The 23,933-nt window shown below is 65.0% G+C and carries 21 protein-coding genes and 1 riboswitch; of the genes, 9 read left to right on the forward strand and 12 right to left on the reverse strand.

Annotated elements, in window-relative coordinates; genetic code table 11:
* Window positions 1-292: 292 nt before the first annotated feature.
* A complete protein-coding gene (gene aceA / locus AAC071_RS15965) occupies window positions 293-1,591 on the reverse strand; it encodes an isocitrate lyase (RefSeq protein ID WP_339834491.1) in 1,299 nt (432 codons plus the stop codon).
* Window positions 1,592-1,627: 36 nt separating this feature from the next.
* Window positions 1,628-3,253 (reverse strand): malate synthase A, encoded by a 1,626-nt coding sequence (aceB, locus tag AAC071_RS15970; protein WP_339834493.1) that lies wholly within the window; start codon window positions 3,251-3,253, stop codon window positions 1,628-1,630.
* A 194-nt stretch (window positions 3,254-3,447) separates the two neighbouring features.
* Here aceB and AAC071_RS15975 point away from each other — a divergent pair, with 194 nt between their 5' ends.
* Both AAC071_RS15975 and AAC071_RS15980 read left to right on the forward strand, forming a co-directional pair.
* Window positions 3,448-4,893: a short-chain fatty acyl-CoA regulator family protein gene (locus tag AAC071_RS15975; RefSeq protein WP_339834495.1), complete on the forward strand. Its 1,446-nt coding sequence runs from the start codon at window positions 3,448-3,450 to the stop codon at window positions 4,891-4,893.
* 7 nt (window positions 4,894-4,900) lie between these two features.
* Entirely contained in the window at window positions 4,901-5,599 is a 699-nt protein-coding gene (locus tag AAC071_RS15980; protein WP_339834497.1) for an energy transducer TonB, read from the forward strand.
* Between the two features lie 7 nt (window positions 5,600-5,606).
* On the opposite strand, the gene AAC071_RS15985 is transcribed toward AAC071_RS15980, so the two are convergent.
* The gene (locus tag AAC071_RS15985; RefSeq protein WP_339834499.1) at window positions 5,607-7,124 is read right to left on the reverse strand and encodes a histidine kinase dimerization/phospho-acceptor domain-containing protein; all 1,518 of its coding nucleotides are present in this window, start codon (window positions 7,122-7,124) and stop codon (window positions 5,607-5,609) included.
* A gap of 292 nt (window positions 7,125-7,416) precedes the next feature.
* On the opposite strand from AAC071_RS15985, the gene hisS reads away from it, so the two are divergent.
* From hisS to AAC071_RS16005, 4 genes are all read left to right on the forward strand, one after another.
* The gene (hisS, locus tag AAC071_RS15990) at window positions 7,417-8,940 is read left to right on the forward strand and encodes a histidine--tRNA ligase (RefSeq protein WP_339834501.1); all 1,524 of its coding nucleotides are present in this window, start codon (window positions 7,417-7,419) and stop codon (window positions 8,938-8,940) included.
* Between the two features lie 89 nt (window positions 8,941-9,029).
* Window positions 9,030-10,205, forward strand: coding sequence for an ATP phosphoribosyltransferase regulatory subunit (locus AAC071_RS15995; RefSeq protein WP_339834503.1), 1,176 nt, complete (start codon window positions 9,030-9,032; stop codon window positions 10,203-10,205).
* A complete protein-coding gene (gene hisG, locus AAC071_RS16000) occupies window positions 10,202-11,179 on the forward strand; it encodes an ATP phosphoribosyltransferase (protein WP_339834505.1) in 978 nt (325 codons plus the stop codon). The genes AAC071_RS15995 and hisG overlap by 4 nt, the downstream gene beginning before the upstream one ends.
* Before the next feature lie 5 nt (window positions 11,180-11,184).
* The gene (locus AAC071_RS16005) at window positions 11,185-11,934 is read left to right on the forward strand and encodes a TSUP family transporter (protein ID WP_339834506.1); all 750 of its coding nucleotides are present in this window, start codon (window positions 11,185-11,187) and stop codon (window positions 11,932-11,934) included.
* On the opposite strand, the gene AAC071_RS16010 is transcribed toward AAC071_RS16005, so the two are convergent.
* Window positions 11,923-12,732: an SDR family NAD(P)-dependent oxidoreductase gene (locus AAC071_RS16010; protein ID WP_339834508.1), complete on the reverse strand. Its 810-nt coding sequence runs from the start codon at window positions 12,730-12,732 to the stop codon at window positions 11,923-11,925. The two genes, AAC071_RS16005 and AAC071_RS16010, sit on opposite strands and share 12 nt — an antisense overlap.
* Window positions 12,729-14,081, reverse strand: a complete 1,353-nt coding sequence (locus AAC071_RS16015; RefSeq protein ID WP_339834510.1) for an NAD(P)-binding domain-containing protein — start codon at window positions 14,079-14,081, stop codon at window positions 12,729-12,731. Before AAC071_RS16015 ends, AAC071_RS16010 begins: the two co-directional genes overlap by 4 nt.
* A 97-nt stretch (window positions 14,082-14,178) precedes the next feature.
* Between AAC071_RS16015 and AAC071_RS16020 the strand changes: the two genes are divergently transcribed.
* Window positions 14,179-14,799 (forward strand): TetR/AcrR family transcriptional regulator, encoded by a 621-nt coding sequence (locus AAC071_RS16020; RefSeq protein ID WP_339834512.1) that lies wholly within the window; start codon window positions 14,179-14,181, stop codon window positions 14,797-14,799.
* Here AAC071_RS16020 and glyA read toward each other — a convergent pair.
* From glyA to AAC071_RS16045, 5 genes are all read right to left on the reverse strand, one after another.
* Window positions 14,796-16,058: a serine hydroxymethyltransferase gene (gene glyA / locus AAC071_RS16025; RefSeq protein ID WP_339834514.1), complete on the reverse strand. Its 1,263-nt coding sequence runs from the start codon at window positions 16,056-16,058 to the stop codon at window positions 14,796-14,798. The two genes, AAC071_RS16020 and glyA, sit on opposite strands and share 4 nt — an antisense overlap.
* Window positions 16,059-16,106: 48 nt before the next feature.
* A riboswitch (ZMP/ZTP riboswitch) is annotated at window positions 16,107-16,192 on the reverse strand.
* A 224-nt stretch (window positions 16,193-16,416) separates the two neighbouring features.
* Window positions 16,417-17,598, reverse strand: a complete 1,182-nt coding sequence (locus AAC071_RS16030) for an acyl-CoA dehydrogenase family protein (protein ID WP_339834516.1) — start codon at window positions 17,596-17,598, stop codon at window positions 16,417-16,419.
* Between the two features lie 115 nt (window positions 17,599-17,713).
* Window positions 17,714-19,372, reverse strand: coding sequence for a chaperonin GroEL (gene groL, locus AAC071_RS16035; protein ID WP_339834518.1), 1,659 nt, complete (start codon window positions 19,370-19,372; stop codon window positions 17,714-17,716).
* 114 nt (window positions 19,373-19,486) lie between these two features.
* Complete coding sequence (groES, locus tag AAC071_RS16040; protein ID WP_339834521.1) at window positions 19,487-19,801, reverse strand: co-chaperone GroES; 315 nt, start codon at window positions 19,799-19,801, stop codon at window positions 19,487-19,489.
* Window positions 19,802-19,966: 165 nt separating this feature from the next.
* Window positions 19,967-20,689: a hypothetical protein gene (locus AAC071_RS16045; protein ID WP_339834524.1), complete on the reverse strand. Its 723-nt coding sequence runs from the start codon at window positions 20,687-20,689 to the stop codon at window positions 19,967-19,969.
* 66 nt (window positions 20,690-20,755) lie between these two features.
* Here AAC071_RS16045 and aat point away from each other — a divergent pair, with 66 nt between their 5' ends.
* Window positions 20,756-21,628, forward strand: a complete 873-nt coding sequence (gene aat / locus AAC071_RS16050) for a leucyl/phenylalanyl-tRNA--protein transferase (RefSeq protein WP_339834527.1) — start codon at window positions 20,756-20,758, stop codon at window positions 21,626-21,628.
* Here aat and AAC071_RS16055 read toward each other — a convergent pair.
* Both AAC071_RS16055 and AAC071_RS16060 read right to left on the reverse strand, forming a co-directional pair.
* Window positions 21,618-22,226, reverse strand: a complete 609-nt coding sequence (locus AAC071_RS16055; RefSeq protein WP_339834530.1) for a helix-turn-helix domain-containing protein — start codon at window positions 22,224-22,226, stop codon at window positions 21,618-21,620. The genes aat and AAC071_RS16055 overlap by 11 nt on opposite strands.
* A gap of 17 nt (window positions 22,227-22,243) precedes the next feature.
* Window positions 22,244-22,477: a hypothetical protein gene (locus AAC071_RS16060; RefSeq protein WP_339834532.1), complete on the reverse strand. Its 234-nt coding sequence runs from the start codon at window positions 22,475-22,477 to the stop codon at window positions 22,244-22,246.
* 135 nt (window positions 22,478-22,612) lie between these two features.
* On the opposite strand from AAC071_RS16060, the gene AAC071_RS16065 reads away from it, so the two are divergent.
* Window positions 22,613-23,755, forward strand: coding sequence for a DSD1 family PLP-dependent enzyme (locus AAC071_RS16065; RefSeq protein ID WP_339834534.1), 1,143 nt, complete (start codon window positions 22,613-22,615; stop codon window positions 23,753-23,755).
* Window positions 23,756-23,933 lie beyond the last annotated feature (178 nt).

The following is a 23,933-nucleotide window of genomic DNA, read 5'->3' on the forward strand; positions in this document are numbered from 1 at the left end:
AACAGGGAATCATCACTACAATCCAAATGCCACTCTCTTTTGCAGAGGAATCCCCTGAGGGAGGGTCAAACGGTCGGAAACCGTTTGGGGAGGGGTTCTCCGTTGTCGGCGGATGCAGGAATTTCGATTGTGCGTCGAGATTCTCCGCTTACCCCTCCCCGAAAAACTCTTCGCTGCGCTCGAATTTTGTCGACCCGCCCCCAAGGGGAGGGTGGGAAGAAAGATCGCGGCAAACAAAAATGCCGCCGGGTTGCCCCGGCGGCTTTGATCGTTCGTCCGTAGAAGAAGCCGCTTAGTGCGCGCCGGCCTTCTTGAACTGGTCGGCTTCGGTCGAGTCGCCGAGTGCAGTGGTCGAGCTTTCGCCGCCGGCGGCTGCGATCGACACGAGGTCGAAATAGCCGGTGCCGACTTCGCGCTGGTGGCGCGTCGCCGTGTAGCCCTTGGCTTCCGAGGCGAACTCGGCCTGCTGGAGCTCGGAGTAAGCCGCCATGCCGCGGTCGCGATAGCCCGACGCCAGCTCGAACATGCCGTGGTTGAGCTGGTGGAAACCGGCCAGCGTGACGAACTGGTACTTGTAGCCCATCGCCGCGATTTCCTTCTGGAACTTCGCAATCGTCGCCTTGTCGAGATTGGCTTCCCAGTTGAACGACGGCGAGCAGTTATAGGCCAGAAGCTGGTCGGGATATTCCTTCTTGATCGCTTCGGCGAAACGCTTGGCGTCGTCGAGATTCGGCTTCGAGGTTTCCCACCACAAGAGGTCGGCATAAGGCGCGAAGGAGAGGCCGCGCTTGATGCAGTGATCGACGCCCGTGCCCGGCTTCAACCGGTAGAAGCCTTCGATGGTGCGGCCCTTGTCGAAGTCGATGAACTCGTGATCGCGCTCGTCGATGTCCGAGGTGATCAGGTTGGCGCTTTCGGCGTCGGTGCGCGCCATGATGAGGGTCGGCGTGCCCGAAACGTCGGCGGCGAGACGCGCGGCGTTGAGGTTGCGCTCATGCGCGCGGCTCGGGATCAGAACCTTGCCGCCCAGATGGCCGCACTTCTTTTCAGACGCCAGCTGGTCTTCGTAGTGGACGCCGGCGGCGCCCGCTTCGATATAGGCCTTCATGATCTCGAAGCAGTTGAGCGGGCCGCCGAAGCCGGCTTCCGCGTCGGCAACGATCGGCAGGAACCAGTCGCGCTTGGCGCCGCCTTCCGAATGCTCGATCTCGTCGGCGCGCTTCAGGGCGCGGTTGATCTTCTTCGCAAGCTCGGGGCCCGCGTTCGCCGGGTACAGCGACTGGTCGGGATACATGGCGCCGGCCGTGTTGGCGTCGGCGGCAACCTGCCAGCCCGAGAGGTAGATGGCCTTGAGGCCCGCACGCGCCATCTGCATCGCCTGGTTGCCCGAAAGCGCGCCCAGCGAATGCACATAGTCGGTCGTGTGCAGCAATTCCCAGAGCTTGTTGGCGCCGCGGGTGGCCAGCGTGTAGTCGATGGGGAAGGAGCCGCGCAGCTTCTCGACGTCTTCGACCGAGTAGTTGCGCTTCACATTGTCGAAGCGGCCCTTGGGCGCGCCGGGAACGAGATCGTAGAAGGTCTTCTTGCTCATGGGACTGTCCTCAAGACGGGGTCAGGATGGTTGGATTCAGGCTCGGGTTTCGTTTTCGAGAATGAGGCGGTAGGCGGGCAGCGTCAGGAATTCCTCGCAATCCTGCGCCTTGGTCATATCTGCAAAGAGACGGATCGCCTCCTCGAAGTGACCTTCGTTCCAGCGCGCGTCGCCCAGCGTTTCGCGCAAGTTCTTCATTTCATCGGCGAGAATCTCGTCGAAAAGTTCGGGCGTGACCTTGCGGCCGTCCGAAAGCGCCGCGCCGTGATAGATCCACTGCCAGATCTGCGTGCGGCTGATTTCGGCCGTGGCGGCGTCTTCCATCAGATTGTAGAGCGGCACCGCGCCGCGGCCGCCGATCCAGGCTTCGATATATTGAACGCCGACGCGGCAGCATTCGCGCATGCCGTGTTCCGTGCGCTCGCCCTTGTGGGGCTGCAGTAGCTCCTTCTGGCCGACATTGACGTCCTGGCGCTGGCGGGCGAGCTGGTTCGGCCCTTCGAGTTTGCCGAAAATCTCCATCGCGACCTTCACGAGATCGGGATGCGCGACCCAGGTGCCGTCATGGCCGTTGGCGGCTTCACGCTCCTTGTCGGCGCGAACCTTGTTGAAAGCCGCTTCGTTGGCCGCCTCGTCGCCTTTCACGGGGATCTGCGCCGCCATGCCGCCCATCGCAAAGGCGCCGCGCTCGTGGCAGGTCTTGACCAGCAGCAGCGAATAGGCGTTGAGGAAGGCATCGCCCATCACCACCTGGGCGCGGTCGGGCAGGATGAAGTTGGGGTTCTTTCCCAGTCGCTTGATGTAGCTGAAAATGTAGTCCCAGCGGCCGCAATTGAGACCGACAATGTGGTCCTTCAGCTCGTAGAGGATTTCGTGCATCTCGAAGGCGGCGGGCAGCGTCTCGATCAGCACCGTCACCTTGATGGTGCCGTTCGCAATGCCGAGCTTCTTCTGCGCATGGACGAAAACGTCGTTCCAGAGCCGGGCTTCCTTGTGGCTCTCCATCTTCGGCAGATAGAAATAGGGGCCGGAGCCGGACGCGATCTGGCGCTTGGCATTGTGGAAGAAGTAGAGACCGAAATCGAAAAGGCCGCCCGACATCGGCTTGCCGTCGATCTCGACATGCGCCTCTTCCAGGTGCCAGCCGCGCGGCCGGACGATCAGCGTCGCCGGCTTTTCGATCACGTCGTAGCGCTTGCCGCTGGTCTCGTCGGTGAAGCCGATCTGGCGATCCCAATAGGCCATCATGTTGATCTGGCCGCCGATCATGTTGTCCCAGGTCGGCGCCGCGGCGTCTTCGAAGTCGGTCATGTAGGACTGTGCGCCGGAATTGAGCGCGTTGATGACCATCTTGCGGTTGTCGACGGGGCCGGTGATCTCGACGCGGCGGTCGAGCAGGTCCTTCGGGATCGGCGCGACCTTCCAGTCGCCCTCGCGGATCGATTTGGTCTCGGGCAGGAAATCGGGCAGCGCGCCGGCGTCGAAAGTCTTCTGCCGCTCGGCACGCGCGTCAAGCAATTCGCGGCGGCGCGCGCCGAACATGCGTTCGATTTCGGCGACAAAGGTCAGCGCCTCGGGCGTCAGCACGCGCTCGTAACCCGGCTTCATCGCGCCCTTGACGGCAATGCCGTCGGCAATTGTCGTGGCTGCGCTGTTGCTCATGCTCGCTCGCCTCCCTTGGCCGGTCGTGAGGGTGTTCTGATGCGCGCGGTCATACAATCTCGACACGCACTTGTCCAATCTTTCCTAAGCTATTGAAATTATTGAAGTAAAGAACTTCACAAGATTCAGTGTCGATTCTGTTGAATATGTAAATCTTGTAAATTATGCTGCCAGGAAATCGGGAGATTTCGATCATGGCATCGGACAAAAAAGTCTTTGCCGGCCCGCGCATTAGGCGGTTAAGGCGCGAGCGCGGCCTGACCCAGGCCCGCATGGCGGCCGATCTCGGCATTTCGGCCAGCTATCTCAATCTGATCGAGCGCGACCAGCGCCCGGTCTCGGTGCAGATCCTGCTGAAACTGGCCGAAGTCTACGATGTCGAGCTCCGGACGCTGGGCGGCGACGACGAGGCACGCGCCCTGACGGCGCTGCGCGAGGTCTTTGCCGATCCCCTGTTTCGCGACGCCGGTCTCGGCGCGCAGGACCTGCAGGACATGGCCGGCGCAAGCCCTGTGGCCGCCGACGCTGTGGCGCGCCTCTACCGGGCCTATCAGGAGAGCGTTACCAACGGCTCGATGCTGGCCGAGCGCCTGGCGGACCGCGATTTGTCCGACGGCGCCGAGGCCCCGGGCCTGCCGCTGGAAGAGGTGCGCGACTTCATCAACAGCCGCAACAATCACTTTCCCGAGCTCGACGATGCGGCCGAACGGCTCTACATGCAGCTCGGCCTCGGCGCCGACGAGCCCTATGTCAGCTTGCGCAACACGCTCAGGGACATGCATGGCGTCTCGACCCGTGTCGTGCCGGCCGACATGATGCCGCAGGAACTCAGGCGCTACGACCGCCACCGCCAGACGATCTTTCTTTCCGAATTGCTCGACCAGCCCGGGCGCTCGTTCCAGCTTGCCTATCAGCTCGGCTATTTCGACCAGTCGCGCACCATCGAGGACATCGTCGAGGCGTCGGGCCTCGAAAGCGACGAGGCCAAACGTCTCTGCCGCGTCTCGCTGGCGAATTATTTCGCCGCCGCGCTGCTGATGCCCTACACGGCCTTCCACAAGACGGCGGAGGCGACGCGCTACGACATCCGCCTGCTCGGCCGCCGCTTTGGCACCAGCTTCGAACAGGTCTGCCATCGGTTAACCACGCTGCAGCGCGCCGGTGCGCGCGGCATCCCGTTCTTTCTCATTCGCGTCGACAATGCCGGCAACGTCTCGAAGCGGTTTTCTGCCGCAGGTTTCCATTTCGCCCGCTTTGGCGGTACCTGCCCGCGCTGGAATGTGCATGATGCCTTCCGCGTTCCGGGCCAGATCTACACGCAGATAGTCCAGATGGAAGACGGCACCCGCTATTTCTCGATCGCCCGCACGGTGAGCCGCGCCGGCTCCGGCATCGGTGTGCCCGGCGACCAGTATGTGGTGGGCCTGGGCTGCGAAATCGCCCATGCGCCGCGCCTGGTCTACAGCCAGGGCTACGATCTCGACGACGAACGCGGTGCCATGCCCATCGGCGTCAATTGCCGGTTGTGCGAACGGCTCGATTGTTCGCAGCGCGCCTTCCCGCCGTTGAAGCATCGCCTGACCGTCGAGGATCATGTGCGCGGCATTTCGCCTTTCGGCACGCCGGCAAGGAGCGCCTGAAAATCCGATGCGTATCGACGCCGCCCCGGTTACCGAAACGCGCCCGCGCGACCTCTGGATCGCGATCGGGATTGCACTGGTGCTGCACGGCTTTGCCGCGGCGGCGGGGCTGAAATGGTATGTCGCCGCGCTCGAGCGTCCGAGCGCGGGCGCCAGCGCCACCACGGTCAGTCTGGCCGCCTACAGCGATGCGCCGCAAACGGCTGAGCCCACGCCACCGCAACCCGAACCCGAAATACCGAAGGTCGAGCCGCCGAAGCCGGAGCCCGCGCCGGTGCGCCGGGCCGCGCCGCAAGAGCCGAAACCGGAGGAAGTGCAAGCCGAGGAGGCGCCCGCGCCGCCCCCCGCCGCGACGCCGGGCCCGGCTGGCCTGGCGCGCGAAGGTGCTGCCGAAACCGGCATCGGGCAGGAAACGATGGAAGCGGATTATTTTGCGACGCTGGCGGCCTGGATTGCACGTCACAAGCAATATCCGCGGATGGCCCGGCGCCAGAGGATCGAGGGCGAGGGCCATGTGCTCATTCACGTCGCGCGCGACGGCACGCTGATCGATTTCAGGATTGTGCGGGGGACCGGCTCGGTCATTCTCGACCGCGAGCTGTCGGCGACCGTTATGCGCGCCGCACCCCTGCCGCCGTTTCCGCCGGATCTCAGCGCCGCATCGCTTGAAGTCGTGCAACCGATTGAATTCGAACTGACCGAATAGTACCGCGTCAGCGGATGACGCGTTCGGACGGGAAGCGCAGGGCGATTTCCATGCCGGCGCCGCTGGCATTGTCCGCGGCACGGACGACGCCAAGGCTGCCGCCATGCATCTCCATCACCTTGCGCGTCAGCGACAAGGCGAGGCTTTCCTCGCGCGGCGCGCCACTGTCCTCGGCGCTGACAAAGGGATCGTCGATCTCGGTCATCCAGGGCAGCGCATTCTGTTCGGCGGCACGGTTGCGCTCCTCGCTGAGCGTTACCGTCAGCCCGTCCGCCGTCTCGCGCAGGATGAGCCGGATCGTCGAGCCGCGATGGGCGCAATGAACGGCCTCGGCAAGCAGCCGGAAAAGCCCCTGCCTGATGCGCTTTGCGTCGCCGCGGAGGCCTGCCAGGCGTTCCGGGCAATCGACCTCGATGGCAACGCCTTCGCCGATCGCATGCTGGCGCTGGCTGGCGACGGCGATTTCGGCGAGCTGCGCGAGATTGCAGATCTCGTCGGTCAGTTCGATCTGATCCATTTCCGCTTCGGCGATGCCGAGCAGATCCTCGATCATGTCGAGCAGCATCGTGCCGCTCGAATAGATGTCGCTGGCATATTCCTTGTAGCGCGCGGTGCCGACCGGGCCGAGGCGCTCGTTCTTCATCATTTCGGAAAAGCCGATGATATGGGTCAGCGGCGTCCTGAGGTCGTGATTGACGTTGGAAAAGAAGCTCTGGTTGCGCCGCTGCGTTTCGTGGCTCTGCGCCTCGGCCGCGCGCATGGTGCTTTCGAGCTTGCGCCGCACGGTGACGTCGTTGAGGGCCGCCACCCGCGCCGGCACGCCGCCCCAGCGCGTGTCGACGATGCGCATCTCGACGAAGCGGTTGTCGCCATCGGGACGGGTGATCGACAGATCGTGCTCGCCGGGATCGCTCGGCAGGCCGAAAGGCCGGCCGATCAGATCGTCGCCTTCGCGGCCCAGCAGTTCGCGCGCCGCGCCATTGGCGAAGCGCACAAGTCCGGCGCTGTCGAGAATGACGATGGCCTCGGGCGTTTCCTGCACCAGCGTCACGCGCGGCTGCTTGTCGGGATCGGCCGTTGCCGGCGCCGGGCGTTCGTCGCGGGCGAGACGGCGCTGGATGGCGCGGCGCAGCGCCAGGCCCAGCGCCTGTGGCGCGCCGGTGTCGGCGGACAGGCAATCCTCTGCACCCGATGCGATGGCTTCGGCCTGTAACGCGGCGTCTTCCACACCGACAGCCAGTACCGGGGCATTGGGACCGAGGGCAACCGTGCGGCGCAGGAAATCGAGCGCGTCCGGCTCGCCGGCGCCGATATCGACGATCAGCGCGTCGATGCCCGGGGCCAGCAAGGGATCGATGCCGTCATCGGGATGGGAAAAGCTGAAATTGAGCGGACCGGCGGCGCCCGAGGCGGCCAGCCCGCGCAGGGCACTGCAAAGCGGCGTCGAAAGGCTGACGACATGTGCCGAAATCGGCGGCAGCGGCCGCTTGCCGCTGGCACCGAGGGAGCCGATTTGCCGGTTCATGGCGATACCTGAAAGAGCCACGTTCAACTCACTCTCAGCCCCCCCAAGGGACCCCGGCTACGCAAGACATAGGTCCGTGCGAATCGCTCCGGACTTGTGTGTGTCAAGAATCGGCTCATTTGGTAAACAGATGGTAAAGGAGCACAGGATTTTGTGGTTCCATTCCGGGGCAGGCACTAATGGACGCCGTTAGCGCCTGCTTGTTCCCGGGCAGGCGATGGGCTAGGTATGCGCCCGCGCCGGATTTCCGGCGAAAATCCGGCCCGAAGCCTGCGAAACCCGCCGACGTCAGATGAGCAAGAGCCAGAAGAGCTTCCGCCCGAAGGCCCGTGTGCCGAAGGGGCTGCGTGACCTCTCCGCCGGCATGGTCCGGGCGGAACTGAGAATGCTTGCGCGTATTCGCGAGGTGTATGAACGCTACGGCTTCGACCCGCTGGAGACCTCGGCCATCGAATATGCCGATGCGCTGGGCAAGTTCCTGCCGGATGAAGATCGGCCCAACGAAGGCGTCTTTTCCTTCCAGGACGACGACGAGCAATGGCTGTCGCTGCGCTACGACCTGACGGCGCCGCTGGCCCGCTATGTCGCCGAGAATTACGACGGCCTGCCCAAGCCCTTTCGCCGCTACCAGACAGGCTCGGTCTGGCGCAATGAGAAACCGGGGCCGGGCCGCTTCCGCCAGTTCACGCAATTCGATGCCGACACGGTGGCCGCGCCGGGCGTCGCCGCCGATGCCGAGATGTGCATGATGGGCGCCGACTGCCTTGAAGCGCTCGGCATTCCGCGCGGCGATTACCGCATCCGCGTCAACAACCGCAAGGTGCTGGACGGACTGCTGGAAACCATCGGCCTCGGCGGCAACGCCAATGAACTGACGCGCGCCACCGTGCTGCGCTCGATCGACAAGTTCGACAAGCTCGGCCGCAAGGGCGTCGAATTGCTGCTGGGCCCGGGCCGCAAGGACGAGTCGGGCGATTTTACCAGGGGCGCTGGGCTTTCGCCCTCGCAGATCACCTCGGTTGTCGACTATGTGGAATCGGGCCTTGGCGAGGGCGCGACGACACGCAAGCTGGTGCTGGAAGGCTGGCGCAAGGTTGTTGGCGGCAGCGCCGTCGGCGCTGAAGGCCTCGACGAGCTGGCCGAAATGGATGCGCTGTTCGAAGCGGCGGGCTATGGCCTAGACCGCATCGAATTCAATTCATGGATCGTGCGCGGCCTCGGCTACTACACCGGCCCTGTTTTCGAATCCGATCTGCTCTTCGAAGTGAAGGACGAGGCCGGCAATCCGGTGCGTTTCGGTTCGGTCGGTTCCGGCGGGCGCTATGACGGCCTCGTCGAACGCTTCAAGGGCGTCAAGGTGCCGGCGACCGGCTTCTCGATCGGCGTCAGCCGCTTGCAGGCGGCGCTCGAACTTCTGGGCAAGCTCGACATCGAGGATGTGGCAGCCCCCGTCGTCGTGCTGACGCTCGATGCCGCCCGCATGGCCGGCTACCAGCAGATGGTCACCGAATTGCGCGAAGCCGGCATCCGCGCCGAAATGTATCTCGGCGGCTCGGGCATGAAGGCGCAGATGAAATATGCCGACAGGCGCGGCGCCCCCCTCGCCGTCATCGAAGGCGAGGACGAGCGGGCCAGAGGCGAGATCACGCTGAAGGACCTGATCCTCGGCGCCGAAATGTCGAAGGAAATCGCCGACAACACGGCCTGGCGCGAAGGCCAGCCGGCCCAGACCGCCGTGTCCCGCGCCCGGCTGGTGGAAGAGGTGAAGGCGATGCTTGCCCGCCACGGGCTCCATTCGGGCCTCCATCGCGGCTGAGCCGCATCAATTCCCGCTTCCCGATATTTACCATTTTCATGCTAGACAGGGGCGCGCCGGAAACGGCGGAGGCCCGGAAGGTTTCTGAAATGTCGTCATCGATTGCCGCACTGGAAGGCGAAGGCTTGCGGGCCCGCGAGGCACTGGGTGCCGAAGTGCGCGCCGGTTTCGAGCGCGCAGGCTATGCGCCCGTTGCCGCGCCGGTTCTCCAGCCTGCCGATATCTTCCTCGACATGTCGGGCGAGGATATTCGCCGCCGCATGTATGTCTTCGCCGATCCGGGAGGCAACGAGCTCTGCCTGCGGCCCGAACTGACGATCCCGGTCTGCCGGCGCTATCTCGAAAGCGAAGGCGGACCGCAGCGCCTTTGTTCGCTGGGCGCGGCCTATCGCTACCAGAAACGCGGCTCGGCGAAGCTGACCGAATTCACGCAGGCCGGCGTCGAATGTCTGGGGACGGAGGATGCGGAGGGCGCCGATGCCGAAGTGATAGCGCTGGCCGCCCGCGCGCTGGCCGATGCGGGCCTGAAGAACTACGAGATCGAAACCGGCGATCTGGCGCTTTTCGACGCGCTGGTCGATGCGCTCGATCTGCCGCCGGGCTGGCGGGCACGCCTGAAGCGCCACTTCTGGCGGCCGGACTATTTCCGAGAACTGCTGGGCGAGCTGGCCGCCGGCGGTGTCAGGGACGAAGCCGGCGACCGCGCGGCGCTGATCTCGGCCATTGCCGGGCTCGACGAGGAAAGCGCCCGGAACGTCATCGAGGATGTGCTGAAGCTCGCCGGCATCGCACCGGTCGGCGGCCGCACGGTGGGCGAGGTCGCCGAGCGCCTGCTCGAACAGGCCGAGCTTGCGGCCAGCAGCGTGCCGCGCGAGGCGGCGAAACTGATTTCCGATTTTCTTGCCGTGTCGGGCACGCCTGCCGAAAGCATTGCGCGCATCGCGAAGCTGACGAAAGCCGCCGGCGTCTCGCTTGAGGCGGCGATTGCCCGCTTCGAGCGCCGCCTCGATCTGATCGGCAAGGCCGGTCTCGATCTGTCGCAGGCGCATTTCGCCACCGGCTTCGGGCGCAACATGGCCTATTACACCGGCTTCGTCTTCGAGTTCCGCGTGGCGGCGCTGGGCGAGGACGCAATGATCTGCGGCGGCGGCCGCTACGACCGGCTGCTGTCGGCGCTGGGCGCCAGCGTGCCGGTGCCGGCCGTCGGTTGCGCGGTCGGCATCGAGCGCCTGCTGATGGCCCTCAACCGGGAGGCAGGCAAATGAGTGGCAAACTCGTGATCGGTCTGCCTTCCAAGGGGCGTCTGCAGGAAAACGCCAGCGCCTTTTTCGCCCGGGCGGGCCTGAAGGTGCGGCAGGATGGCGGCCGCGGCTATACCGGCCGTCTCGACGGCGTCGCCAATGTCGAGATCGCCTTTCTCTCGGCCTCCGAGATCGCCGGCCAGCTGGAGCAGGGCATCATCCATCTCGGCGTCACCGGCGAAGACCTGATCCGCGAAAAGCTGTCGGCGCCGGAGCGCGATGTCGAATTGCTGTTGCCACTGGGCTTCGGCCATGCCGATGTTGTGGTCGCGGTGCCGCAAAGCTGGATCGATGTCGCCACCATGGCCGATCTCGACGACGTCGCGCTTGCCTTTCACACGCGGCGCGGGCGGCGGCTGCGGGTTGCGACCAAATATTTCAACCTGACGCGCAATTTCTTCGCCGAACATGGGCTGACCGACTACCGCATCGTCGAAAGCCTCGGTGCGACCGAAGGCGCGCCGGCGGCCGGCACCGCCGAAGTGATCGTCGATATCACTTCGACCGGCGCGACCCTGGCGGCCAACAATCTCAAGATTCTCGATGATGGCACGATCCTGAAAAGCCAGGCCAATCTCGTTGCGAGCCTCGGCGCGGAATGGAGTGAGGCGGCGCAAGCCGCGGCCGGCGAGATTCTCGACCGCGTCTCGGCGCAGGCGCGCGCGGCGAAAACCGTCGAGGTGCGCTTTGCGGGCGGAAGCGACGATGCGAAGCTGCTGGCCGAGCTTGAAAAACGTTTCGGCGCCAGTGTGCCCTTCGGTGCCGGCGCGGCGCCGGTGCGTATCGTGCACTGCCCGGAAGACCGGCTCTACGATATCGTCGCCTTCCTCAATGCGAAGGGCCGGGAGACCGTGACCGCCGCCCGCGCCGATTATGTCTTCGAAGCGAAGAATCCGCTACGCGAACGGCTGGTCGAGCGCCTGAAATCCCGGAGCTGACATAGATGACCGCCACGCTTGCCGCCGTCACCGCCCTTGTGGTGCTTGTGACGGCGACCTTGTCCGGCATCTTCGGCATGGCCGGCGGCATGGTGCTGATGGCGTTTCTGGTCGTCGCCTTTCCGGTCGGCGCCGCGATGATGCTGCACGGCGTGACCCAGGCCGTCTCCAACGGTTACCGCGCCGTCATCAACCGCCGCGACATCGTCTGGCCGCTGGTCGCGACCAACATGGCCGGTGCCGCCGCCGCGCTGGCGCTTTTCATGATGGTCAGCTTCGTACCCGACGAGGCGACAGTGCTGCTGGTGCTGGGCGCGATTCCCTTCATCGCCTTCGCGATCCCGGCGCGCTGGGGCCTCGACATCACGAAGCCTTTCGTCGCACCCGTCTGCGGTTTCGTCGTCACCGCGCTGACGCTGACAGCGGGCGTTGCCGGGCCGATACTCGATGTCTTCTTCGTTCGCAGTCCGCTGACGCGCCACCAGATCGTCGCCACCAAGGCCGTCACGCAGACCTTGCAGCATCTGTCGAAACTGCTCTATTTCGGCGTGCTGGCCGCGCATCTGCTGCCGGAAGCCGGACTGCCATGGTGGGTCTATGTCATGGTCGCGCCGCTGGCCATGCTCGGCACGACCTTCGGCAAGATGCTGCTCGACCGCATGAATGACGGCCAGTTCAAGAGCTGGAGCCGCTACATCCTCTTCGTCCTCGGCGCGATCCTGATCGGCCGCGGGCTGATGCTGCTAGTCGGCTGAAAAAACCTTGCGCGCGATGAATTTCAACCGGCCCTTCTCGCCGATCCTTTCCATCAGCGGCAGCAGCGGCCGGATCATCCAGGGGAAGGTGCCGAAAAAGCGCGACAGGATACTGGCGCTGTAGGGCACATAGACTTCGAGCCTGCCGCTGTCGATGGCCTTGAGTGTTGCGGCGGCGACGTCCTCCGGCGTCATCACCTTGTCGATGAAGTTGAGCACCGAGCCGCCATGCAGCGCCTCGTGATGCAGCATCGGCGTGTCGACGGCGGCCGGATAGACGCCCGACACGTGCACGCCATGCGCGGCCATTTCCTGGTGAAACCCGGCGAGAAAGCCGCGCAAGCCGAATTTCGACGCCGAATAGATGGCGCTGTCCTTCAGCGAAATGATGCCGCCCAGCGAAACGGTCGCGATCATCGCGCCGCGCCTCCGCGCGATCATCTGCGGCGCCACCGCGCGCATCAGCCGCACCGGCGCGCGCAGATTGATTTCGAGATGGCGGTCGAGCAGCGCCTGATCGACATCGGCAACCGCGCCCGGAACGCCGATGCCGGCATTGTTGATCAGCACGTCGAGATCGGCATGGTCCCGCACAATCGTTTCGCAAAGCGCCTCGACACTGTCGCGCGAAGAAAGATCGCAAATGAGCTTTTCGGGTGGCCTCTTCAGCTCCGCCGCCACCGCATCGAGAAGCCCCGCTTCGCGGTCGACAAGGACGAGGCGCCAGCCGCGCGCATCGAGCGCGCGGGCAAGGGCCGCGCCGATGCCGCCGCCCGCTCCGGTGACCAGCGCCTTCACGCGGCCGCCCGCGCACCGGAAACGCGCAAGGCATCGAAGCAGCCATCTTCCAGCGCCGGCCAGCCGAAGCGCTTGCGGATGCGCGTCATCTGCTTTCGATAGGCGTCGATCTCGACATAGGTCGCATGCCGCGACGAGCCGACGAACTTGATGCCGCCGGAAAGGTCCGGCCGGTCGGTTGCGATGAGGCGGTTTGCCGCCTCGGCTTCCCGGCCGCCTTTCGCCCGGGCAAGGATTGTGCGCGCGATCAGGTCGGCCATTTCGTCGAACAGCTTGTAGGCGCCGCCATTGGTTTCCATGAAACCCAGCGCATAAAGCGTCGGATATTCGCGGCTGAACAGGTTCATGTAGAGATCCGGCCGTCCTTCCTTCCACGAGAACAGCGCCGGATCGACATAGGGCACCTTCCATGTGTAGCCGGTGGCGCAGATGACGAGATCGATCTCCTCCGACGAGCCGTCCTTGAAATGCACGGTCCTGCCCTCGAACCGCGCCACGTCGCGCTTGGCGGTGATGTCGCCGTGACCGAGATAGTGCAGCAATTGCGTATTGAGGATCGGATGCGTTTCGAAGAGCCGGTGGTCGGGCTTCTGCAGGCCGAACCGCGTCAGATCGCCATTGAGAATGCGCAGGATGACGCCGAAAATCCGCTGCGTTGCCCACATCGGCAGATGCGGCCCTTCATGCGCGAAGACGTCGGCCGGAATGCCGAACAGATGCTTCGGCAGAAAGTGATAGCCGCGGCGCAGGCTGATGAAGGCCTTGTCGGCGGCCTTGGCCGCGTCGCAGGCGATGTCGCAACCCGAATTGCCGGCACCGATGATGAGGACGCGCTTGCCCTTGAACTCGTCCATCGACCTGAAGCTGACCGCATGGCGCATCTCGCCGGTGAAGGTGCCCGGATAGTCGGGCATCGATGGATGCCAGTTGGTGCCGTTGGCGCAGACAAGCGCGCCATAGCGCTTGGTCTCGCCGCTCGACAGCGTCACCTGCCAGCTGCCGTCGGGCTGCAGCTCGGTCTGCTCGACCGACACGCCGAAGCGGATATGGTCGCGCAAGCCATAGGCATCGGCGAAGTCGCGCATATAGCTGTGGATCTGCCGCCCCGACGGATAGTCGGGATAGCTCTCGGGCATCGGGAAGTCGTGATAATGCGACTGCGTTTTCGAGGAAATGAAATGCGCCGAATCGTAGACCGGCGAGCCGGGATTGCTGCGGTCCCACAATCCGCCGACATCCGAATGCCGCTCATGGACATCGAAGGGAATGCCGTGGCGCAGGAATGTGCGCGCCAGGCTCAACCCCGCCGGCCCGCCGCCGACCACGCAGACCCGTTCCGCTTCGCTCATGACCCGCTCCCGATAAAGTGAATAATCCTCATATTTGTGATAAGTGATAAACCCTCATATTTTGGCACGCAAGCCCAAAGTGAAAACGGAAACCGGAATGAACGATGTCGCCGCCCTGCGCCGAAAACCGACCCAGGCGCGCGCGCTGGAGCGCGTCGAGCGCATCCTGACGGCCGCCAGCGAACTGATCGCCGAAACCGGCAGCGATGCGGTGAAGATGACCGAAGTCGCCGAGCGTGCCGGCGTGCCCATCGGCTCGCTCTATCAGTATTTCCCCGACAAGGCGGCGATCCTGAAGACCCTGGCCGAGCGCATCGGCGCCCGCGTCCGCGCCGGCATCGCGGCCAGCCTCGAAGGCGTCGACACCGGCGCCGAGGCGCTGGCCCGTCTCGACCGGCTGCTGGAAAACTACTACGCGATGTTTCTCGACGAGCCGGTGGTGCGCGACATCTGGTCGGGCACGCAGTCCGACAAGGCGCTGCAGGCGCTCGACATCGAGGACAGCCGCGCCAACGGCCGCCTGGTGGCCGGCGCCCTGAAACATCTGGTGCCGCGCCGGGAACAGGCGCGCTTCGAAACCGTCTGCTTTCTGACCATGCAGCTGACCGGCGCCGCCGTCCGCCTTGCGATTGCGGTCGACCGCAAGGAGGGCGACAGGCTGATGGCCGAATATCGCCGCCTGCTGCAGACCGAACTCGGAGCGTTTCTGCGCGCCTAGAGCCCCGGCACCGGAAACCGTGCGGTCAGCGCCTGTGTGCGCGCTGCGAGCTTCGTCTCGGCCGCCGCCTCGCCCGCCGCCGCCAGCGCCCCGGCGATGATCGCGGCAATCTCCGCCATCTCGGCGGCGCCCATGCCGCGCGTCGTCGGCGCCGGCGTGCCGAGCCGCACGCCCGAAGGCCGCATCGGCGGGTTGGGATCGTTGGGGATCACCTGCTTGTTGACGGTAAGCCCCACCCGGTCGAGCGCCGCTTCGGCCTTCGCGCCGTCGATGCCGAAACTTTGCACGGTGTCGATGACGAGAAGGTGATTGTCGGTGCCGCCGGTCACGAGCTTGACCTGTCTCTCCGTCAGCGCAGCGGCCAGCGTCTTGGCATTCGCCAGCACGTTCGCCGCATAGTCGCGAAACGCCGGCATGGCGGCCAGCCTCAGCGTCGTTGCGGTCGCCGCCACCTGGTTCATATGCGGCCCGCCCTGCAGGCCCGGAAACACCGAAGCGTCGATATTCTTCGCGAACTTCTCCTTGCACAGAATGAGCCCGCCGCGCGGCCCCCGCATCGACTTGTGCGTCGTCGTCGTCATCACGTCGAACCCGGCATCGAGCGGATTGCGCATGACACCGGCCGCGATCAGCCCGCCGATATGGCTGACATCGGCCATGGTCAGCGCGCCCACCTCGTCGGCCACACGCTGGAAATCGGCATAGTCGTAATCGCGCGGGTAAGAAGAATAGCCGCAGACGACGAGCTTCGGCCGCGCCGCGCGGGCAACCTCGCGCAATGCCCCGAAGTCGATGGCGCCGGTCGCGGGATCGGTCTTGTAGCGCACGAAATTGAAGAGGCGCCCCATATGGGAAACCGGCGCCCCATGCGTCAGATGCCCGCCATGGCTGAGGTCCATGGCGAGGATCGTGTCGCCCGGTTCGAGCAGCCCCAGATAGACCGCCTGGTTCATCGGCGAACCCGACAGCGGCTGCACATTGGCGTGCTCGGCGCGGAAGAGCGCCTTGGCCCGGTCGCGCGCGAGGTTTTCGACGCGGTCGGTGAATGCCTGCCCGCCATAATAGCGCCGGCCCGGATAGCCTTCGGAATATTTGTTGGTGAAGGCCGAGCCCAGCAGCGTCAGCACTTCGGGAAAGGCATAGTTCTCCGACGGGATCAGTTCGAGTTCGGCGCGCTGCCGCGCCTCCTCGCCCTTCAGCGCCAGAAAGACCTCGTTGTCGGATTGCGCAAGCCTTGCGCGGTCGGGTGAAGCGGTCATGGGTCGTCTCCTTCGAGCCTGAAAACAAAACGCCCGGCCAGCATCTTGACGTGCTGCCCAGGCGATCGGCTGAAGACCAGTCTCCGCGCTCCCCGATGGTGACCCATCTGATATCGCCAGTCGCGCGGAGGATATGTACGACCGGAAGTGAGGGGAGTTAAGCGCGGGCGGGGCGGCGAGTCAATTGCGCCCAAAACCGACGGCCGTTCGGTTGAATGGCTACGGGAGCGAATGCGGTGCGTTCACCAAACCCAAACACGTCATGACCCGGCTTGTCCGGGTCATCCACGTCTTTCTTTCGTGTTTGAGGCAAAGACGTGGATGGCCCGAATAAATCGGGCCATGACGCTAAAGGGGATCAAAGCCCCAGGATCCGCTTGGCGATGATGTTCTTCTGGATCTCGTTCGAGCCGCCATAGATCGACTGCGCCCGCGCGCCGAGATAGCGCGCCACCGCCGGCGCCGCATCGGCCGGCAGCGCGGTGTTGTGGGCCCAGCCGGGCGCCACCGAATCCGGGAAGGCGGGCAGGGCATGGAGCCCGTAAGTCTCCATGCCAAGCTCGCCGATATCCTGCGCCAGCTCGGTCGCGATCACTTTCAGGATCGAGGATTCACTGCCCGGCGCGCCGCCCTCGGCGACCGACGACAGCACGCGCAGCACGGTGATTTCGAGCGCGTCGAGCCGCGTGTCGAGCGCGGCAAGCTTTTCCACGAAAGCCGGGTCGGCAAGCAGCCCGCGCTCGCGCGCCGCGGCGCGAATGTCGGCAAGCTGCGCCCGCTTGCCGGCCACATGCGCATAGGAGGTGCGCTCATGCCCCAGCAGGTAGTTGGCATAGTGCCAGCCCTTGCCTTCCTCGCCGATGCGGTTTTCGGCCGGCACGCGCACATTCTCGAACGTGACGCTGTTGAGCGAATGCTTGCCGTCGATGGTGATGATCGGATTGACCGTGATCCCCGGCGTCGTCATGTCGATCAAGAGGAAACTGATCCCCTCCTGCTTCTTCTCTTCGTGGCTGGTGCGCAAGAGGCAGAAGATCCAGTCGGCATGTTGCGCCAGGCTGGTCCATATCTTGGTGCCGTTGACGATATAGTCGTCGCCGTCGCGCACGGCGCTTGCCTGCAGCGAGGCGAGGTCGGAGCCCGAGCCCGGCTCGGAATAGCCTTGCGCCCAGAAGACCGTGCTGTCGAGAATGCCGGGCAGGAAACGCTTCTTCTGCTCTTCGGTGCCGAAGGTGTAGATGACCGGCCCGACATAAAGGAGCCCCATCGGCACGACATTGAGCGCGCCCGCGCGCTCGAGTTCCTCGTCGAAGATGTATTTCTGGTTGGCCGTCCAGCCGGTGCCGCCATCGGCCTTCGGCCAGTTGACGGCGAGCCAGCCCTTGGCCGCCATCGCGCGCTCGGATGCCTGATAGTCGGCCTTCGCGGGCGAGGCGCCGCGCGCCATCTTGTCCACGATCGCGCGCGGATATTCGTTCTCGAAGAAGTCCCGCACCTTGATGCGGAACTGCTCGTCCTCTTCGGAAAAGGAGAAGTCCATCTGTCTGCCGCCCGGTTTGAATTTTCGTTGGCGGCAGTCTAGCGGGCGCTGAGCCCAAAGCAAAAGGGCCGGCGTTGCCGCCGGCCCTTCGCATTTCGGAGCGGGAAAGCGGGACTTAGAAGTCCATGCCGCCCATACCGCCCATGCCGCCCATGCCGCCGCCGGGCATGCCGCCGCCGCCATTGCCGCCATCTTTCTTCGGCGCTTCGGCGATCATCGCTTCGGTGGTGACGAGAAGCGCGGCGATCGAGGCTGCGTCCTGCAGTGCCGTGCGCACGACCTTGGTCGGGTCGATGATGCCGGCGGCCACGAGGTCGCAATACTCTTCCTTCTGCGCGTCGAAGCCGAAATTGATCTGCTTCGATTCCAGCACCTTCTGCACGACGATCGAGCCTTCGACGCCGGCATTCTCGACGATCTGCCGGATCGGCGCTTCGAGCGCCTTGCGGACGATCGCGATACCGGCCTGGATGTCGGCATTCTCGTTGGTGAGCTTGCCGACCGCCTTGGTCGCCATCAGCAGCGCGGTGCCGCCGCCGGGCACGATGCCTTCTTCAACCGCGGCGCGGGTCGCATTGAGCGCGTCGTCGACGCGGTCCTTGCGCTCCTTCACTTCGGCTTCGGTGGCGCCGCCGACCTTGATCACAGCCACGCCGCCGGCGAGCTTCGCCAGGCGTTCCTGCAGCTTCTCCTTGTCGTAGTCCGACGTCGTGTCCTCGATCTGCCGCTTGATCTGGCCGACGCGAGCCTCGATGTCCTTCTTCTTGCCCGAGCCGTCGACGATCGTGGTGTCGTCCTTGGTGATCGAGACGCGCTTGGCCTTGCCGAGCATGTCGAGCGTCACCGATTCGAGCTTGATGCCCAGATCTTCGGAGATCACCTGGCCGCCGGTCAGGATGGCGATGTCTTCGAGCATCGCCTTGCGGCGATCGCCGAAGCCCGGCGCCTTGACGGCCGCGACCTTCAGGCCGCCGCGCAGCTTGTTGACGACCAGCGTGGCCAGCGCCTCGCCTTCGATGTCTTCGGCAATGATCAGCAGCGGACGGCCCGACTGCACAACCGCTTCGAGCACCGGCAGCATCGCCTGCAGGCTGGTCAGCTTCTTCTCATGCAGCAGGATCAGCGGCTCGTCGAGTTCGGCCACCATCTTGTCGGCATTGGTGATGAAATAGGGCGACAGGTAGCCGCGGTCGAACTGCATGCCTTCGACGACATCGAGTTCGGTGTCGAGCGACTTGGCCTCTTCCACCGTGATGACGCCTTCATTGCCGACCTTGGCCATCGCTTCGGCGATCATCGCGCCGATTTCGCGCTCGCCATTGGCCGAGATCGTGCCGACCTGCGCCACTTCGTCGTTCGACTTGACCTTCTTCGAACGCTTGGTGATGTCCTCGACGGCCGCGCGCACGGCGATCTCGATGCCGCGCTTCAGGTCCATCGGGTTCATGCCGGCGGCAACCGCCTTGGCGCCTTCGCGCACGATCGCCTGCGTCAGCACGGTCGCGGTCGTGGTGCCGTCGCCGGCCGTGTCGTTGGTCTTGGAAGCGACTTCCTTGACCATCTGCGCGCCCATGTTCTCGAACTTGTCTTCAAGCTCGATTTCCTTGGCCACCGTCACGCCGTCCTTCGTGGAACGGGGCGAACCGAACGACTTCTCGATCACGACATTGCGGCCTTTCGGGCCCAGCGTGACTTTCACGGCGTCCGCGAGAATGTCGACGCCGCGGATCATTCTCTCGCGCGCCGAGCGGCCGAATTTGACTTCCTTAGCCATTTTTCTTGGTCCTTCTGAATTCATGAAACGGAACGATCGGTCGCGGCGGCCTCATGGCGGGTCCGAAAGGCAAGCCATGAAAAAAGCCCGCGACCGGATATCCGGTAGCGAGCCTTACGCGGCGGCCTTCTTCTTGGCCGCGCCTTCCAGCACACCCATGATGTCGGACTCTTTCATGATCAACAGGTCTTCCCCGTCGATCTTGACCTCGGTGCCCGACCACTTGCCGAAGATCACGCGGTCGCCGGCCTTGACGTCCGGCGCGATGATCTTGCCGTCGTCGCCGCGGGCGCCCGGGCCCACCGCAACCACTTCGCCCTGCGAGGGCTTTTCCTGCGCCGTGTCGGGGATGATGATCCCGCCGGCGGTCTTGGCTTCTTCCTCGAGCCGGCGAACGACGACGCGGTCATGCAGAGGACGGAATTTCATCTCTGGCTTCTCCTGTGTCCCAACCGCTAAATTGCGGAAAATCCTGGATTTTTTGGCCCTGTTAGCACTCACGCGAAGCGAGTGCCAAGGGCGCTAGGGACAGATAGGAGCATGGCCGCCCGCTGTCAAGCGGTGCCGCGCGGATTCGTGGTGGGCGCGAGGCCTTCAGGCGATGACCAGCGCCGCCCCGCCATATTGCCGCTTGAGATGCCCCATCAGCCCGGTCACGAAGAGCGTTGCCCCGATGATCTCCATGCTCTCCTCGACGATGAAGGCGGCGATATAGGCAAGGCTTTCCTCGCCATGCTGCGTCAGCAGATAGCCGCCCGCCATTTCCATGCCGAGCGCCCCGCCGACGAAGATCGCGCCGGCCGTGAAGAAGACCAGGCGCGAGCGGCCCGGCAGCGCCAGCAGGAACGGGATATAGGCAAGCCCCACCAGGCCGACCAGGACGGCACCGGGGATCACCCAGCCGAAATGGAAGATACCGCTGAGGCCCAGCCCCGTGCGCAGCGGCTCGATCGCCACTTCATGCACGCCGGTCGCCTCGTCGGCCGACAGCCCGGCGAAAATGACCGCCAGCACCGCCCAGTGGAACAGATAGCGCTCGCCGTTGCGCGCCGCCGCCCCGGTCGCCAGCGCCAGCAGCCCGGCTGCCGAGATCAGCAGCAGCGAGGAATACCAGGCCGGCAGGCAGTATTCGGCATTGAGCGCGATATGCCGGAGATCCTTCAGGAAACCCTCGGTCCCGAAATGGAACACATACCATTCGCGGAAGATTCCGGCCGCGATGATGGCGAAGGAGCCAAGCCACAGCATCGCCGACAGCCGGAAAGGGCGCAGCCGCGTGGCATTGATGGGCGCGGGATCGCTGCGGGTCTCTGTCATCGCGTCGTTCTCCCCTGGCTTGGCCTCGCTCTTGAATGGAAAAGGGGAGCAATTTGGAGGCCAGCCATGCAGGCAATCGATCGCGTCACAATGAAACACGCCGCAGACCGCAATGTCCTGAAACCGGCCGTAAACGGGGTGCTGGCGCTGGCCTATGCGGCGCGGCCGCACCGCCTGGCCCATCCGCTGGGCTTTCTGCGCCTGGCGGCCGAAAAGCTGATCCATCGCCCGGCAGCGCCCTTCCAGCGCCGGCCGGAAGAAGCCCTGACCCTGCCCGACGGTCTGGTCGATATCGGCGGACCGATGTCGCTCGATCGCCTGATCGCAGCCTATGCCGAGGGCATCTATCCCTGGTGCCATATCGGCCCAATCAAATGGTGGGCGCCGTCGCGCCGCGCGGTTCTCTTTCTCGAGGAAAGCCGCATCGAGAAAAGCCTGCGCCGCGTTCTGCGCCAGAGGAAATTCACCGTCACCTTCGACACCGCCTTTGACGCGGTGATCGAGGCTTGCGCAGAGCCGCGCCCGGGCCGTCCGGCCCTGACCTGGATCACGCCGCGCTTCATCACGGCCTATCGGGCGCTCCACCGTGCCGGCCATGCCCATTCGGTCGAGGTCTGGGATGCCGACGGCAATCTTGCCGGCGGGCTCTACGGCGTCGCTTCGGGCGGCCTCTTCTTCACCGAAAGCCAGTTCGCAAGGAGCCGCGACACTTCGAAGATCGCCTTCGTGACCCTCAACCGCCATCTCGCCGAATGGGGCTATGTCCTCAATGACGGCAAGGCGATGACCGGCCATCTGGCGGCGCTGGGCATGCGCGACATTCCGCGCGCCGAATTCATGTCGGTGTTGAAGGCCCATCGCGAGGCCGGCCGGGCGCCGGGCCGCTGGCAGCTCGATCCCGCGCTCGATGTGGCAGGCTGGGAACCCGTCAGGCCCTGAGACCGCGCAGCGTCAGCCGCACGATGGCGGCAAGCTGCGTCCTGAACGCCGCCTCGTCGGGCGCCTTCTCGGCCCCATAGGCGGCCGCGATCAGCGCCTCCACCGCCGCCTCCTGGCTGAGACCGGCGGCCTTCGGGTCGAGTTCGCCCCGCGCCGTTCCCTCCCGCACCAGTTGCAGCACCGCCTGGCGGAACTGCTGCGTCACCGGTTCGAAGACGTCGCCTTTCAACCGATGGCTCGAATCGATCAGCTCGGCCGCATGCGGGCTCGACAGCACCCAGCGATAGGCGAAGCCGAACTTGGCTTCCATCAGCGCGGTCAGTTTCGCTTCCAGCGGCAGGTCGAGCGCCTGGGCCGCCGTCACCCCGGCGGCGATCTGGTCGGCCAGCGAGCGGCAGATCGCCTCGAACAGCTCGTCCTTGCTCTTGAAATAGAGATAGAGCGTGCCCTTGGCCACGGCGGCGGCGCGCGCGATGTCCTCCATCGAGGTGCGCCGGTAGCCATATTGGCGGAACAGGTCGAGCGCGGCCGTCAGAATGACGTCCCGCTTGTCGCTGGCCGTTGTCTTTTGCGCCGCGGCGCCCTGTCCCTTTGCCATGATCTTTCGCTTCGAGCCTATCTCCGGATGGTGAAGGCGCAGGTACGGCCTGCGGCAATGACGACGGTGCGCACCGTCTCGCCGCAATTGTAATAGCAGTATTTGCGCGGGCCCACCCTTTGCTGCCCGCTCAGCGAACAGGTTGCCGAGGCGAGCTGCTGCGGCGCGGGTCGCGGGCTGATCTCGGGCGCGGCCATGCCCATGTTCAGCGAGGCAAGCACGGTAAGCCCTGCCAGCGAAATCGGTTCCATCGTCTGATCCCCCCTCGAAATGCACACCGGCGCAACCATAACATCCTGCACGCCGCGCGCCGAGCCCCCGGCCGGATTTGTGCCCGGCCCGCACGCCCCTTAGGATGCGCCCGCACAGGAAGCGGAGAGGGCGGCATGAACGGCGCATTGGAAACCAACAAGGCCCTGATCGGCAAGCCGGGCGGGCGCGCGAAACTGGCGACGCCGGCCCTGGTGCTCGATCTCGACGCCTTCGAACGCAATCTGGCCCGCATGGCCGAGCACTGCAGGACGGCCGGTCTGGCGCTGCGGCCGCATGCCAAGACGCACAAGTCGCTGGCGGTCGCCAAGGCGCAGATCGCCGCCGGCGCCATCGGCATCTGCTGCGCCAAGCTCGGCGAGGCGGAAGCGATGGCCGAAGGGGGCATCGACAGCATTCTCGTCACCTCGCCGGTCGTCGCCGCCCAGGGCATTGCGCGGCTGATGGCGCTCGACGCGAAGATTTCCGATCTGATGGTCGTGATCGACAATCCGCTCAACGCAGAGGCGCTGGCCGCTGCCGCGGCCGAAGCGGGCCGCAGCCTGAAAGTGCTGGTCGATCTCGATATCGGCCTCCACCGCACCGGCATCCGCCCCGGCGCCGACGCGCTGGCGCTGGCCGAGCAGATCGCCGCGGCCGAACATCTCGAATTGCGCGGCCTCCAGGCCTATGCCGGCCACCTGATGCACATCCACGATTTCGCCGAGCGCCGCGAGAAATCGCTGGCCGGGATGAAGGTGCTGGGCGAGATGCGCGACGCGCTGCGCGAGAAGGGCCTCGCCTGCGACATCGTCTCGGGCGGCGGCACCGGCACCTTCAACATCGACCCGGAAGCCCGCGTCCTGACCGAGCTGCAGGGTGGCTCCTACATCTTCATGGACAAGCAATATAACGACGTCGCGCTCGGCAATGGCGCGACCTTCCCCTTCGAAACCGCGCTCTCGGTGCAGATGTCGGTGGTCTCCGCCAACACGAAGAACCTCGCCACCACCGATGCCGGCTTCAAGTCCTTCGCCACCGATGCCGACCCGCCGGCGCTGCTCTCGGGCGCGCCGGAAGGGGCGGGCTATTTCTTCTTCGGCGACGAACAGGGCGGCATCCTGCTCCCCGACGGCGCCAGACTCGAAATCGGCAGCATACTGACGGCCATGACCCCGCATTGCGACCCGACCGTCAATCTCTACGACGCCTACCACGTGGTCCGCGGCGACACCCTGGTCGACATCTGGCCCATCGAGGCGCGCGGCCGCAGCGCGTGAGGGCGGGTCGCTGCGTTCGATTTGTGTGCCGGTCGTGATTCTCTGCGATAGCCAAAAATAAAAGTGTCATCCCGGGGCTTGTTGCGCCTGTATTTTGTCCCACACCACTCACCACATTCGTCATTGCCGGGCTTGACCCACTGCTGTCCGGCTAAGGAATGGGTGGACGGGTTGCATG

The organism is uncultured Parvibaculum sp., from assembly GCF_963975745.1.
GTDB lineage: Bacteria > Pseudomonadota > Alphaproteobacteria > Parvibaculales > Parvibaculaceae > Parvibaculum.

Coding starts and splice junctions, on each gene's coding strand:
- AAC071_RS16065 (WP_339834534.1), top strand. CDS start 22,613: ATGAACGGCGCATTGGAAACCAACAAGGCCCTGATCGGCAAGCCGGGC.
- AAC071_RS16055 (WP_339834530.1), bottom strand. CDS start 22,226: ATGGCAAAGGGACAGGGCGCCGCGGCGCAAAAGACAACGGCCAGCGAC.
- AAC071_RS16005 (WP_339834506.1), top strand. CDS start 11,185: ATGACCGCCACGCTTGCCGCCGTCACCGCCCTTGTGGTGCTTGTGACG.
- groES (WP_339834521.1), bottom strand. CDS start 19,801: ATGAAATTCCGTCCTCTGCATGACCGCGTCGTCGTTCGCCGGCTCGAG.
- AAC071_RS16045 (WP_339834524.1), bottom strand. CDS start 20,689: ATGACAGAGACCCGCAGCGATCCCGCGCCCATCAATGCCACGCGGCTG.
- AAC071_RS15985 (WP_339834499.1), bottom strand. CDS start 7,124: ATGAACCGGCAAATCGGCTCCCTCGGTGCCAGCGGCAAGCGGCCGCTG.
- hisG (WP_339834505.1), top strand. CDS start 10,202: ATGAGTGGCAAACTCGTGATCGGTCTGCCTTCCAAGGGGCGTCTGCAG.
- AAC071_RS16020 (WP_339834512.1), top strand. CDS start 14,179: ATGAACGATGTCGCCGCCCTGCGCCGAAAACCGACCCAGGCGCGCGCG.
- glyA (WP_339834514.1), bottom strand. CDS start 16,058: ATGACCGCTTCACCCGACCGCGCAAGGCTTGCGCAATCCGACAACGAG.
- aceA (WP_339834491.1), bottom strand. CDS start 1,591: ATGAGCAAGAAGACCTTCTACGATCTCGTTCCCGGCGCGCCCAAGGGC.
- AAC071_RS15980 (WP_339834497.1), top strand. CDS start 4,901: ATGCGTATCGACGCCGCCCCGGTTACCGAAACGCGCCCGCGCGACCTC.
- groL (WP_339834518.1), bottom strand. CDS start 19,372: ATGGCTAAGGAAGTCAAATTCGGCCGCTCGGCGCGCGAGAGAATGATC.
- AAC071_RS16015 (WP_339834510.1), bottom strand. CDS start 14,081: ATGAGCGAAGCGGAACGGGTCTGCGTGGTCGGCGGCGGGCCGGCGGGG.
- aat (WP_339834527.1), top strand. CDS start 20,756: ATGCAGGCAATCGATCGCGTCACAATGAAACACGCCGCAGACCGCAAT.
- hisS (WP_339834501.1), top strand. CDS start 7,417: ATGAGCAAGAGCCAGAAGAGCTTCCGCCCGAAGGCCCGTGTGCCGAAG.
- AAC071_RS16030 (WP_339834516.1), bottom strand. CDS start 17,598: ATGGACTTCTCCTTTTCCGAAGAGGACGAGCAGTTCCGCATCAAGGTG.
- AAC071_RS15995 (WP_339834503.1), top strand. CDS start 9,030: ATGTCGTCATCGATTGCCGCACTGGAAGGCGAAGGCTTGCGGGCCCGC.
- AAC071_RS15975 (WP_339834495.1), top strand. CDS start 3,448: ATGGCATCGGACAAAAAAGTCTTTGCCGGCCCGCGCATTAGGCGGTTA.
- AAC071_RS16060 (WP_339834532.1), bottom strand. CDS start 22,477: ATGGAACCGATTTCGCTGGCAGGGCTTACCGTGCTTGCCTCGCTGAAC.
- aceB (WP_339834493.1), bottom strand. CDS start 3,253: ATGAGCAACAGCGCAGCCACGACAATTGCCGACGGCATTGCCGTCAAG.